Annotated in this window: 15 protein-coding genes and 1 pseudogene; 12 read left to right on the top strand and 4 right to left on the bottom strand. The window is 59.5% G+C overall.

The features are described 5' to 3' along the window. Positions 1–29: 29 nt before the first annotated feature. Both Thiofri_RS12360 and Thiofri_RS12355 read left to right on the top strand, forming a co-directional pair. Positions 30–161 carry a hypothetical protein gene (locus tag Thiofri_RS12360; RefSeq protein ID WP_255324752.1) on the top strand — a complete coding sequence of 44 codons (132 nt, stop codon included), beginning with the start codon at positions 30–32 and terminating at the stop codon, positions 159–161. Between the two features lie 70 nt (positions 162–231). Next, the gene (locus tag Thiofri_RS12355) at positions 232–528 is read left to right on the top strand and encodes a hypothetical protein (protein ID WP_009151710.1); all 297 of its coding nucleotides are present in this window, start codon (positions 232–234) and stop codon (positions 526–528) included. A gap of 107 nt (positions 529–635) precedes the next feature. Here the strand turns inward: Thiofri_RS12355 and Thiofri_RS12350 are convergent. Then, a pseudogene (locus Thiofri_RS12350) lies at positions 636–1,807 on the bottom strand (IS3 family transposase); the annotation flags it as partial. A gap of 471 nt (positions 1,808–2,278) precedes the next feature. Here Thiofri_RS12350 and Thiofri_RS12345 point away from each other — a divergent pair. The 9 genes from Thiofri_RS12345 to Thiofri_RS12305 all read left to right on the top strand — a co-directional run bounded on the left by Thiofri_RS12345 (position 2,279) and on the right by Thiofri_RS12305 (position 8,562). Further along, on the top strand, positions 2,279–2,512 hold the full coding sequence (locus Thiofri_RS12345; RefSeq protein WP_323706204.1) for a hypothetical protein: 234 nt from the start codon (positions 2,279–2,281) through the stop codon (positions 2,510–2,512). A 121-nt stretch (positions 2,513–2,633) separates the two neighbouring features. Beyond that, positions 2,634–2,858, top strand: coding sequence for a hypothetical protein (locus Thiofri_RS12340; RefSeq protein WP_143742109.1), 225 nt, complete (start codon positions 2,634–2,636; stop codon positions 2,856–2,858). 218 nt (positions 2,859–3,076) lie between these two features. Continuing rightward, the gene (locus Thiofri_RS12335) at positions 3,077–3,484 is read left to right on the top strand and encodes a hypothetical protein (protein ID WP_223296880.1); all 408 of its coding nucleotides are present in this window, start codon (positions 3,077–3,079) and stop codon (positions 3,482–3,484) included. Positions 3,485–4,226: 742 nt separating this feature from the next. Continuing rightward, positions 4,227–4,508 carry a toxin-antitoxin system TumE family protein gene (locus tag Thiofri_RS12330; RefSeq protein WP_009151565.1) on the top strand — a complete coding sequence of 94 codons (282 nt, stop codon included), beginning with the start codon at positions 4,227–4,229 and terminating at the stop codon, positions 4,506–4,508. Between the two features lie 2 nt (positions 4,509–4,510). Further along, the gene (locus Thiofri_RS12325; protein ID WP_040858643.1) at positions 4,511–4,855 is read left to right on the top strand and encodes an HVO_A0114 family putative DNA-binding protein; all 345 of its coding nucleotides are present in this window, start codon (positions 4,511–4,513) and stop codon (positions 4,853–4,855) included. 301 nt (positions 4,856–5,156) lie between these two features. Then, positions 5,157–5,432 (top strand): GIY-YIG nuclease family protein, encoded by a 276-nt coding sequence (locus tag Thiofri_RS12320; RefSeq protein WP_009151567.1) that lies wholly within the window; start codon positions 5,157–5,159, stop codon positions 5,430–5,432. A gap of 46 nt (positions 5,433–5,478) precedes the next feature. Then, on the top strand, positions 5,479–6,921 hold the full coding sequence (mgtE, locus tag Thiofri_RS12315; RefSeq protein ID WP_009151568.1) for a magnesium transporter: 1,443 nt from the start codon (positions 5,479–5,481) through the stop codon (positions 6,919–6,921). Positions 6,922–6,968: 47 nt separating this feature from the next. Beyond that, positions 6,969–8,069, top strand: a complete 1,101-nt coding sequence (locus Thiofri_RS12310; RefSeq protein ID WP_009151569.1) for a polysaccharide deacetylase family protein — start codon at positions 6,969–6,971, stop codon at positions 8,067–8,069. Positions 8,070–8,163: 94 nt separating this feature from the next. Continuing rightward, complete coding sequence (locus Thiofri_RS12305) at positions 8,164–8,562, top strand: GNAT family N-acetyltransferase (RefSeq protein WP_190275887.1); 399 nt, start codon at positions 8,164–8,166, stop codon at positions 8,560–8,562. A gap of 1 nt (position 8,563) precedes the next feature. Here Thiofri_RS12305 and Thiofri_RS12300 read toward each other — a convergent pair whose 3' ends face one another. Next, positions 8,564–8,830, bottom strand: a complete 267-nt coding sequence (locus tag Thiofri_RS12300) for a hypothetical protein (protein ID WP_313778892.1) — start codon at positions 8,828–8,830, stop codon at positions 8,564–8,566. 260 nt (positions 8,831–9,090) lie between these two features. On the opposite strand from Thiofri_RS12300, the gene Thiofri_RS12295 reads away from it, so the two are divergent. Beyond that, positions 9,091–10,392, top strand: a complete 1,302-nt coding sequence (locus tag Thiofri_RS12295) for a dicarboxylate/amino acid:cation symporter (RefSeq protein ID WP_009151572.1) — start codon at positions 9,091–9,093, stop codon at positions 10,390–10,392. Between the two features lie 6 nt (positions 10,393–10,398). Here Thiofri_RS12295 and Thiofri_RS12290 read toward each other — a convergent pair whose 3' ends face one another. Next, entirely contained in the window at positions 10,399–11,283 is an 885-nt protein-coding gene (locus Thiofri_RS12290) for a prephenate dehydrogenase (RefSeq protein ID WP_009151573.1), read from the bottom strand. Then, a complete protein-coding gene (gene hisC / locus Thiofri_RS12285) occupies positions 11,280–12,392 on the bottom strand; it encodes a histidinol-phosphate transaminase (RefSeq protein ID WP_009151574.1) in 1,113 nt (370 codons plus the stop codon). The genes Thiofri_RS12290 and hisC overlap by 4 nt, the downstream gene beginning before the upstream one ends. Between the last annotated feature and the right edge of the window lie 41 nt (positions 12,393–12,433).

The raw sequence follows: 12,433 nt of genomic DNA, 5'->3' as shown, positions 1-12,433 counted from the left end.
AGATAGTTGTCATCGACCGGCCAAGTTAATTGTCACTGAACAGCGCTGCCGACGAAGACCGCGAAGCCGTGAGTGACTTCGTTTTTGGTCTGAAGGAAAAGCTCCGATTGATCCGCGAAATTCGCGGCCTGGAGCGGCAGAAGGAAGCGCTTGATCTTTAAGGGCAGCACCCGCGCAATCCGGCGAAACATCGAAACCTAGGCGGACTGTCAACGGTTAAGAGGAATTATCATGGAATTGCTTAAAGCTCAGAAAATCATCGTCTTTTCTGTGGCGGCTGTTATCACTTTTTCAATGACAAACAGTCTTGCCGAGGATGATCGTTACGACAAGGAGTGTGACTTCGATAACAACGGGAAAATGAATGGATATCCTGAAGTAAAGTGTAGAAATAATAATATAAGGGAACAGGATCTAAGAGAGATCGAGGCAATCGAGAGACGAACCGAGGCAAACCGGAGAGAGACCGAGGCAAACCGGAGAGATGAGGTGGACCCCATGTCAAGGACAGTTTTTCCCCGAATTTAAGTTAGCGCGCCCAGTTCAGTCGCAGCGGATTGGCGCTGCCGCAGGTCTTCGCCAGCGGACTCGTCGGCGGAGCGTAGCGCAGCCGACGAGTCCGCTGGCGGGCGATCGCCAAAGTGGTTGGCGACCACGACACCGCCGCCTTCTCCTCGACGATGAACATCGTCCGGCGTTCGGTAGCCGAGCCCCTGGTGGGGGCGTTGGCTGTTGTAGAAGGGGAAATACGCCGACAGCCCCATGAACAGCTCTGAGAGCGTCTCATAGCCCTTGGGGTAGATGTCCTCCCATTTGACACTGCGCCACAGACGCTCGACGAAGACGTTATCCAAAGCCCTGCCGCGCCCGTCCATGCTGATGGCCACATCCGCGTCATGCAATACCTGCGTGAAGGCGAGGCTGGTAAACTGTGCTCCTTGGTCGGTGTTGAAGATCTCCGGCGTGCCATGGTGGCGGAGCGCATCCTCTAGACAGTCGATGCAAAAACCGGTTTCCATCGTGTTCGACAGTCTCCAGGCAAGCACCCGTCGCGAGTACCAGTCGATGATGGCAACCAGGTAGGCAAACCCGTGTGCCAATTTCACGTAGGTGATGTCACTGCTCCAGACTTGGTTGGGCCGCACAATGGCCAGCCCACGCAACAAGTAGGGATAGATCTTGTGCTCGGGATGCGGCTTGCTGGTATGAGGTCCAGGCAACATGCCGGCTAATCCCAGAACACCCATGAGACGCTGCACGCGTTTGCGACTGACCGCATGGCCTTGTGCGCGTAGCATCACGACCATGCGTCGACTCCCATAAAATGGTCTCTTGGTGTATTCCGCATCAATCAGCCGCAACAACTTCTGATCCAGTTCGCTGGGCTCGACGCGACGATCATGCTGGTGCGCATACACTCCAGAGCGATGAACGCCCGCAAGCGCACATTGGCGGCTGACCGCTAACCCGACCGCATCAAGGCCGCCCATGTCGATCCACCCGCGACGCACGCTCACAGGCTCAAACCGGACTTTTTTTTCAACCAGTCCAGCTCCATTTTCAGCCGCCCAATCTCGCTGTAGAGACGCTCTTCGTCGCCACTACCGCCCGCTTTCTTGCGCCCACGCCGGCCTTCAAACAGCTTGCTGGCGTCCTCCACGATGGCTTTCTTCCACTGGCCTACTTGGACCGGATGAACCCCGTGATCCTGCGCAATCTCGTTGGTCGTCTTCATTCCGCGTACCGCTTCTAAGCCGACTTTGGCCTTGAAGACGGCACTGAAGGTCTTGCGTTGTCTCTCGCTCATCTGCTCTCTCCGGGTCTTTCTACGTCTCTATCAGATGAGGCAAAACTAACTTAATTTAGTGTCCTAAAATTGGGGGCCACTATAAGAGACCGAGGCAAACCGGAGAGAGACCGAGGCAATCGAGAGACGAATCGAGGCAATCCGGGGAGAGACCGAGGCAATCCGGGGAGAGCGCGAGCGACTCGAGAGAGAGAACGAAAAACTCGAAGAAATGATTCGGATCCTAGGCGGCGAAACCGGCGACGACTAACGCCCACGGCACAAGCCAGCCGTCGAGCCACCCACCCACGCCCACGCCAGCCGCGCCCACGGCGCTAGCGCAAGCCGTCCAGGGGGCGGCCGTCCCGGCCGACGCCTCGACGCGGCGACTTCTCGGGGCAACCTCGGCACCGTGCCAGCGCCTCTGATCGCCTAGTGCTCGCTCTCGCTCGCCCAACACGGCGATACCGCGCGCCAACACGACCGACCGAGATGCCCCGCGGCGCCTCGGCATTGCACGCAACCGGGGCAAGGGCAGGGCAGGCACCGCGTCCCTCCAGCCCCCATGACAAAGACCGCATCGCCGCCGCCGAGACCGCCGCCGCGAGCGACCGCGACAGCCCCTGGAAAGAAGCCCCAGTTGCGCGCCAAGCTCACCTAAGGACGATCAGCAGCGCAAGGGGTGGAAATTCCGCGTTCCCCCTGGCACTGCGCGCCATGCCTTGAAACAAGCTGGACTCGAAGACTGAGGTGAAAAAAGTGCAATACACCGTTATCTTGATTGCCGGCACGGTTATTCAACCTAGTGCCAGGCCGGCGACCCGATCTGAAAGGCAACTCTATGAACATGGCTGACGACAACGACCAAGCAGACGACTTGCGTGCGGAATATCGTCGTGAGGATTTCCCCGCCGGTTTTGAGCGCGGAAAGTACGCGGCGAGAATGGCCGAAGGCTCCAACATCGTCCGCATCGACCCTGATTTACTCGCGGCATTCCCCGATAGCGCTGCCGTCAACGAGGCCCTGCGAGCCCTGGTCCGCATCGCCGAGCGCAGTGCGAGCAAGTTCTAAATCGGCGCCTTGGGTGCCGCGCACTGGCGCGCCGATGACGAAGACCGCGAAGCCGTGATTGACTTCGTTCTTGGTCTGAAGGAAAAGTTCCGATTGATTCGCCAAATTCGCGGCCTGGAGCGGCAGAAAGAAGCGCTTGATCTTTAAAGGACGCGCGAGTGAGCGCGCGGCAGAGAACAAACGGCAATCAGGTGAAGACTCAACAGTCACGAGGCATCATGATGGGACTTTGTAACGCACGACATAAACTGATCTTTTCTGGAATCGTCGCTCTCGCTTTTTCGTTGAGCCTGGCGAGTGCAAGCGCCGCCGAAGACAGTGACTTCGCAGGTGAATGCGACCTCGATAATAATGGAAAAATCAATGGATATGCGGAAGTTGTCTGCGTAGACGACAAAGAAATCGAGGCAATCGAGAGAGAGACCGAGGCAAACCGGAGAGAGACCGAGGCAATCGAGAGACGAATCGAGGCAAACCGGAGAGAGACCGAGGCAATCGAGAGACGAATCGAGGCAATCCGGGGAGAGACCGAGGCAATCCGGAGAGAGCGCGAGCGACTCGAGAGAGAGAACGAAAAACTCGAAGAAATGATTCGGATCCTAGGCGGCGAAACCGGCGACGACTAACGCCCACGGCACAAGCCAGCCGTCGAGCCACCCACCCACGCCCACGCCAGCCGCGCCCACGGCGCTAGCGCAAGCCGTCCAGGGGGCGGCCGTCCTGGCCGACGCCTCGACGCGGCGACTTCTCGGGGCAACCTCGGCCCGTGCCAGCGCCTCTGATCGCCTAGTGCTCGCTCTCGCTCGCCCAACACGGCGATACCGCGCGCCAACACGACCGACCGAGATGCCCCGCGGCGCCTCGGCATTGCACGCAACCGGGGCAAGGGCAGGGCAGGCACCGCGTCCCTCCAGCCCCCATGACAAAGACCGCATCGCCGCCGCCGAGCCCGACCGCTCCGCGCCAAGCCCGACATCAGCCGCGCGCCAAGGAAGCGCGATTGCGTTCCCCATTCACCCATCGAGACAGTCCGGCGCCCAGCAGCACCCGGTCAGTCCTTTCCACCCGAACGGGCGGATCGGCGATACCCAGCGCAAACAGGTTATCGATTTTGAGCCAGGCGCCAGGCGCGGGGCTGTCGACAGCAGGGAGGCTGTCGTCAAGCCTACAGGGAAGTATCCACGGCGTCCCCCGCGACCGGCGCCCGGCCCAAAACTTGCGGAAGCCCCATGTGGTTTCGGTTTAGACTCGTCCCATGAATGCCCATCACCAAGCCGGCTGTGGGACTGCCGGGTTGGGTTCCAGTGACGCATCGGGTCATTTCGTTGTTTACTTGACAACACGACTAAGTGTTGGCGTAATAACAACATGCCGGCGACGTTACTCCAACGCGAACGCATCAGCCTGGATGAGCGCCGCTTCGTCGAGCTGCTGATCTGGTCGCTGCCCGCGGCGATGGCTGGCAGCGAGCACTGCTTCAAGTACCGTCTCGCGCTGGTGATCGACGAGGTCTGTGTGCTGCGCTACGACAATGAGGCGGGCAAGGGCGACCACAAACATCTTGGCGCGCTGGAAGCGCCGTATCGGTTTCAAGGAATCGATCAGCTCATCGAGGATTTCTGGACGGATGTCAGCCAATGGGCAGCCTAACCATGACCACATTGACCATTGATGTTTCCGACATCACAGCGGCCAAGGAGCGCATGCGCGCAGCCTTGACCGGCAAGCCCCAGGGGTGCCGCTTCACCTTTCTGAGCGAAGAAGCGCTCCTGGCGATGCTGACCCCGAACCGCTGGCGCATCGTCAAGGAGCTCACCGGCGCCGGTCCCTTGGGAGTGCGCGAACTGGCGCGCCGGGTGGAGCGCGATGTGAAGGGCGTGCATACCGACGCCCAGGCATTGGCCAAATGCGGGCTCATCGACCGCACCGAGGACGGCAAACTGCTGCTCCCTTACGATGCGGTGCGGGTGCGCATGGAGTATCGCGCGGCGGCTTAGGCCGAGCACCGCTAAGCCCAGTCCTGGCGCTGGTCTGAGCCCGACATGGGATTGCGCATAATCTATATTATGTAAAGTGGCGTAAAGTAGTAGTGAGTCCAAATGCATCTTCGAGTAGCCATCGATCCCGGCTCGAATCCTGTCCAATGCGTATTGTCCCTGCTAGCCCGACTGATGAACTGTTGTTTCGCGCTCGGGAATCCATCTCTGCCGCTACCACCGATCATCTTGCTTCGCCCTGTGCTGTGGTAATCTTCCGCCCTGATGCTTGTTGTAACGCGATGCTGGGAGCCTGGCGCTGATGTCTGAAGGTTGGTACGTTTATATTGCCGAATGTACGGATAATTCCTATTTTGCCGGCGTGACGCAAAACATCACGGATGTGCGCGAAGGTTCCGATTACTTGCGTCATCGGACGGTCAAGTCGGTGCCTTGGTGCCGTTTGGTCGAGTCCAAATCTGCGGCCATTCTGATCCAAACCCATATTCGCGCCCTCAGGCGCGAACTCAAGGAATACGTCATTTACAGCGAGCTTGAGTGCGACCGGGTGCTGAACCTGTCCAAGAAATCCGCATAGGCCGCGCCTGCCTTGCCCGCGATTTGCTCCAGCTACCTGCCCTGCCATGCCGAACCAAGCCAACATCCCGACATCGCCATCCGCAAGCGATGAGCAGGCCCCCTTGCGGTGGACGCATTCTGCAACCGGCGAGCTGTCTTCTGAAAACAAGCTTGTTATCAAAAAGATTGGCCAGTTAATCAAGGCTGGTGATCGCGACCGGGTCCGCGCCATTGTGCGACGGTGGCGCCCGCGCGATGTCATTGAGCTGATGGTCAATCTGCCGCTCAAACGTGCGCGCAAGCTGTTTTTCTACATGCCCGCCGGGGCCGCCGCCAAGGTTGTTGCCGAACTCAACGACGACTTTCGCGCCGCGCTGCTCGAGGATGCCACCATTGATCGTCTGGTGGAGATTCTCGACTCCCTCGATCCGGAAACTGGTGCCGATGCGCTCGAGGAACTGCCAGAAGAAGTCCAGGAGCGTCTGCTGCCGCAACTTCAGCGCGCCAACGACATTCTGGAGCTGAAGACCTACCGGGAGGAATCCGCCGGCAGCATCATGACCCGCAAGCTGGTCGCGGTGCCGCCTGATTGGACGCTGGACCAGGTGGTCTCGGAGGTGCGTCGCAACGCCAGTGTGATCAAGAAGATCTCGGTTGTTTATGTGGTTGACCACGACCGGCGCCTGCTCGGTTACCTCAAGCTGCGCGATCTGCTGCTGAGTCCAAAAGAAAGACGCGCGGCCGAGGCCATGCGCACCGATCCCATCGTTGTCAGCTCAGAGATGGACCAAGAGGAAGTGGTCCGCACCACGCAAAACCATGCCCTGACCTCTGTTCCGGTGGTCGATACCGAGCATCGCCTGCTCGGGCGCATCACGTCCGATGAACTCCAGCGTGTCACCCGCGACGAGGCTGAGGAAGATGCTCACCTGATGAGCGGCCTGTCGCCCGAGGCGCGCCCGGATGCGCCTGTTTTCAGCATTGTTAAAACCCGCCTGCCCTGGCTGCTTGCCGGTCTGCTCGGTGCGACTCTGTCGGGAACCATCGTCGGCTCTTACGAAGATGAGATTGCCGCCGCCGCCATTCTGGCGAGCTTTATTCCCATTGTGATGTCCATGGCTGGCAATGCGGGCATTCAGGCCGCCACAGTGGCCATTCAGGGCATCGCGACTGGAACACTATGGATTGGCGACCTGCCCTGGCGCCTGGGCCGTGAACTGCTCGGCGCCATGGTGAATGGGCTGACTGCGGCCATTGTTTTAGCGGTGGTGGTTTTTGGCCTGGGACTGGTAATTGAACTCGAAGCACCGCTGATGCTGGCTGGCACGGCCGGCCTGGCGCTGTTTTTTGTTACCCTGCTGGCCGTTGCCATGGGCGCATCCGTGCCCATGCTGCTGAAACACTTTGGCGTCGACCCGGCTATGGCCACCGGCATTTTTATCACCACCGGCAACGATATCATCGCAGTGCTGGTGTTTTTTCTGGTGGCGACGAATCTTTATCTGTAGTCAGTTCGTGAAGTCCGACGCCCATGCTCGGCACAGGAAGCCAGTCGATGTCAGACATGTCTATCTTGCGTGGCTATCACAGGTTGCAGCAAATCGCTGGCCTGCTCGCGCTGACTCTGCTGCTCGGCGGTTGTTCCCAACCAGCGGCACTTGCTGATCCTTTTCTTCCCACGGGTGCCGGTTCTCAAGCGGTCGGTTCGGCGGCCATTCTGCAACAGTGCTGGTCCGAGACGGAGCTTTCGGGACCAACTCAAGGTATTCAAAAACCTCTTCCGGTCGATCTGGACGGACCATCCCCGGATGCGATCCAGCGCGCGGCCATGGCGCTCCCTCCTCTGCCGTCGTATTTGCGCGGATCGATCCGCTCGGTGGATCTGGCCCAATCAAACAGCAGGCCAGCGGGCCAAAAATGGGTCGCTCTGACTTTCGATCTGTGCGAACAGGCCAATGAGCGCACCGGCTATCAGGCCGATACCATCAACTATCTGCGCCAACACCGTATTCCAGCAACCTTTTACGCCGGCGGCAAGTGGATGAAAACCCATCCGCAACAGGCCATGCAACTGATGGCAGACCCTTTGTTTGAGGTTGGTAACCACGCCTGGTCGCACGGCAACATGCGGGTGCTGACCGGTGCGGCCATGCGCCGCCAGATCACCTGGACCCAGGCTCAGTATGCCCAATTGCGCGACGAATTAGCCGCTCGCTCGTGTACTCGCGCAGCGGGCTCTAATGAGATGGCAAGGATTCCGCGCTATCCGACCACCTTTCGCTTTCCCTACGGAACATGCAGTCAGGAGTCCCTGGACGCCTTGGCCGACTATGGTCTGGCTGCGATCCAATGGACTGTCGTCACCGGCGACCCGGCCCGCGGACAGTCCGCCGCCGGCATTGCCCGACAGGTGCTCAATGGCGTCAAGTCCAGTTCCGGTTCCATTGTGATCGCGCATGCCAATGGCCGGGGATGGAATACCGCCGCAGCGCTCCCGCAATTTATCCCGCAATTGCAAGCGGATGGCTATCGCTTTGTCACCGTCAGCGATCTGCTTCTGGCAGGTCAACCGGTTAGTGCGCAAAGCTGTTATGAGCTTCGCCCCGGTGACAATGCTCGCTATGACCGCCTGTTTGGGGAAGGCACGGGTGAATAAGGACGCCGAGGTCACCCTGGATGCGTCTGCGCTCAGCCCGCGAGAAGCCGAGGACATCGCCGCGATACTGGTCAGCATTGAGCCATGGAGTCGCATGGACTATAACAAACAGGATCTTGCCAAACGTATTGGAACCGCGTCCGACACGGATCGCTCTTTGTCCATTTTGGCCCGGGGGCGTCGCGTTGGGCTCATGCGAATCCGTGAGCCCTGGCTGCTTGGCCCGTTGATCTCAATCTTTGCCGTCTTCCCTGAGTACCAAGGACAGGGAATCGGTCGTAGGGCACTTGTCGCTTTCGAACACAATGGCCCTGAAGATTGGCGCAATATCTGGCTGACGGTATCGACATTTAACCAGTCGGCGCTGGCTTTTTATCGCCGCTGCGGCTTTGCGCAGGTCGGATTGCTCGAAGGTCTGGTTGGTGACGGCTGGGACGAGATACTGATGCGCAAACTTCATGCGATTCGGTGCCAAAATGGCGACCGCACTTGATCTACCAGGGTTTATAAGTCAACCCTGGGATGCTGCGCTCGTCGAGCTGCCCTGGTAGGTGCAAGATCAGCTCCAGCAACTCTTCGCGGTCGACATAGCGCCCGTAAGACGCCTTGGCGGCTTCCAAGGGCACCTCGATGTAGTAGCGCGACTGTTCTGGCTCGGGCAGAATCTGCACTACGCGATCTTCGTCGTCGAGGATACCCAGATAGTCGTCAGGCGAATTCAGGCGGGCGATCATCTGCTCGCAGATTTGCTTTGGACTCATGGCCACTGCGCTGGTTGAAGAGACGCATTCGCCCGAACGGTTGATCAAATAGAAAACACGAAAACCCATGAATCTACCTGCCCCGGAAGCATGGCCCGCCGCGCTGATGGCGGGTGTTGCAAGAACGTTCTAACCGGGCATCATAGCACGAGTCGACGATCACGAATAATATCCGATATGCGATCTTCAGGGTTCAGCCCGACGGCGGGCTTTTGATGATCGATCAACGCCCATCACAGACTCTTCCGCTGGAGAAGCTCATGACGATCCTGAAACTCAAACTGCATTGGCAGATTCTGCTCGGCCTCGCGCTTGGCGTGCTATTTGGTTTACTCACTGGTGAAGAGGCCAGCCTGTTTGGGGTCAGCTTCCATTCGGTTTATTCCTTTGTTGGCGCGCTCTTTTTGAATGCGCTGAAAATGCTGGTGGTGCCGCTGATTATCTCCTCGATCATCATCGGCATTGCTGGTGTTGGTGAGTCCGACGCCCTCGGGCGGCTCGGTTTGAAAACCCTGGGCTACTATGTGCTGACGAGTTTTCTGGCCGTTATTGTGGGTCTGTCGGTGGTCAATCTGATCCAGCCGGGGGTGGTCGACGGCAGCGCCGCCGAGATCTTTGGTCTGCAAGCCGACAGCGGTGCCCTGGCCGAACGCTTTGCCGACAAGGGCACCAGCGATATTGTCGAAATTTTCCTGCGCATGATCCCGACCAATGTGATCGAAGCTGCCAGCGCCGGGCAGATGCTGGGACTGATCTTTTTCAGCCTACTTTATGGGTTTTTCATGAGCCGCGTCGATGCGCCCTATCGCGATGCTCAGTTCAATTTTTTTAACGGCATGTTCCAGATCATGATCAAGATCACCGATCTGGTGATGAAATTTGCTCCCATCGGGGTTCTTGCGCTGGTCGCCAAAACGGTCGCCAGCACGGGGCTGGAGGCTTTCATCCCCATGGCCAAATTCTTCTTTACCGTGGTGCTGGCGCTCAGCATCCATTTTTTCATCACCCTGCCCCTGCTGCTGCGCTTTGTCGGTGGCGTCAGCCCGCTGCGGCATTATCGTGCGGTCAGCGCCGCGCAGCTCACGGCCTTTTCGACGGCATCATCCTCGGCGACACTGCCAATTACCATGGAGTGCGTGGAGAAAAACGCCGGGGTATCCAATCGCACCAGCAGTTTTGTGTTGCCTCTGGGCGCGACAGTGAATATGGACGGCACCGCGCTCTATGAATGCGTGGTGGTGCTTTTCATCGCGCAGGCCTATGGTATCGAGATGGGTCTGGCCACCCAACTGGTGGTGGTGTTGCTAGCGCTGACCACCTCCATTGGCGTAGCCGGCATTCCCGCCGCCAGCCTGGTGGCAATCGCCATTATTCTCTCGGCGGTCGGCCTGCCGCTCGAAGGCATCGGCCTGGTGCTTGCGGTCGACCGACTGCTCGATATGATGCGCACCACAGTCAATATCACCAGCGACTCCTGCGGCGCGGTGATTATTGCCAAGTCAGAAGGAGAACAAGGGATTTTGGAAGAGGCCAAGGCTGGAGTGCGGACGGAACCAGCTTGAGCTACCTCAGTTGTGTTCAGCCAAGGATTTTCCGCCGTCGACAAAACCATCCCGCGCCGCCTTGGCGCGGGCGAAGACTTCTAGCAGATGCTCGCCGTCGGCATCACGAATGCTGGCGGCGAGATCGCTCATCTCGGTGCTGAAGCGCGCGAGCATGGCGCTCAGACTGTCGCGGTTGGCGATGCAGATGTCGCGCCACATCACCGGGTTGCTGGAGGCGATGCGGGTAAAGTCGCGAAAGCCGCCGGCGGCGTAGCGGAAAATCTCATCACTACAGTCCATGCGGGTCAGGGCATCGACGAGGCCGAAGGCGAGCATGTGCGGTAAGTGGCTGGTAGCGGCCAGGACTTCGTCATGATGGGCGACAGTCATTTCGCTCACCTCGGCCCCCGTGGCCTGCCACATGGCGCGCACTCGGGCGGTGGCCTTTGGGTCGGTTTCCGGCAGTGGGGTCAGGATCACCCGACGCTGACGGAAAAGCTCGGGAAATGAGGCCCCTACCCCGCTGCGCTCGGTACCGGCGATGGGATGACCCGGGACAAACCAGGGCGGCATGCAGCCGAATGCCACACGGGCATCGGCAACAATGCTGTTTTTGACGCTGCCACCGTCGGTAACCAGCGCATTGGTGGCCAGGTGCGGGCCAATGCTGGCCAGCAACTCGCGCATGGCGCCCATGGGCACAGCCAGAAAGACAATATCCGCATCTCGCACTGCGATGGCTGGATCTTGCGCATAGCGGTCGATCACGCCCAGCTCAAGGGCGAGTTCAAGATTCTCCTGCGAGCGGCCACAGCCGATGATCTCGCCAACCTGCCCCGCTGCTCGCAGCGCCCGCGCCAGCGAGCCGCCGATCAGCCCGACGCCAATCACCGCCAGGCGGTCAATCATGCCGCCAGCACCTTTTCAAGTGCCGCTAGGCATCGGGCATTTTCTGCCTCAAGCCCAATGCTGATGCGCAGATGATTCGGCAAGCCATAATTGGCCACTGGGCGGCAGATGACGCCTTCGCGCAGCAACGCCTGATCGACCGGACCGACCGGGCGGCCAAGATCGACGGTGACGAAATTGCCGAGCGACGGGATCACAGCAAGCCCGAGCGCCTGCAAGCCAGCGCTAAGCTGCGCCAGACCCGCCCGGTTCAGCTCGGCTGATCGCGCGATATGTGGGGCATCATCGAGCGCTGCGATGGCGGCGGCCTGAGCGGGAGCGTTGACATTGAAGGGATGACGCACCCGGTTCATCAACTCTGCCGCCTGCGGGTGGCTCAGGCTATAACCAACCCTTAGCGCTGCCAGACCATGAATTTTTGAGAAGGTCCTGGTGATGATCAGGTTGGGGAAATCGGCCAGCCAGTCCACCCCATTGGGGAAATCCGGGTCTGATACATATTCAATGTAGGCTTCATCAAGCACGCAGATGCAAGTCTTGGGCAGGCTGGCGATGAAGTCTTTCAGCGGCGCAGCCGTCAGCCAGGTGCCAGTCGGGTTATTGGGGTTGGCGATCCAAACCACGTCGGTCTTATCGTTGATCAGCGCTGCCATGGCGTCCAGGTCATGGCCATAGTCACGCGCTGGTGCAATGCGAGGGGTCGCGCCGACGGCCTGAATGGCGATGGGATAGACGGCGAAGGCATGCTGAGAGAACACTGACTCTCGCCCAGGGTGCAGAAAGGTCCGCGCCACCATGTCCAGTACATCATTGGACCCATTGCCGATGGTGACCATGCCAGCATCGACACCATGATGACGGGCAATGGCTTGACGCAGCGCGAAGCCGCCGCCATCGGGATAACGCCCCAGATCCATCGCCGCCTGAGCATAGGCCGCGCGCGCCTTGTCGCCCGGCCCAAGTGGGTTTTCGTTCGAGGCGAGTTTGACCGACTCGCGAATGCCGAGTTCGCGCTCCAGTTCGGAGATCGGCTTGCCGGGCACATAGGGGTTCAGCGCCGCAATTTGCGGAGCCGGGCTGGGATGAAAGGCTGATTCGGTTCGGGACATCGTGGAATATCGTTGCTGGTTTGGCGCGGTAATTCTCGGCG

This window comes from Thiorhodovibrio frisius, assembly GCF_033954835.1.
GTDB lineage: Bacteria > Pseudomonadota > Gammaproteobacteria > Chromatiales > Chromatiaceae > Thiorhodovibrio > Thiorhodovibrio frisius.
The sequence above is the reverse complement of the archived record's forward strand: the minus strand, read 5'-3'. Positions and strand labels throughout refer to the sequence as shown.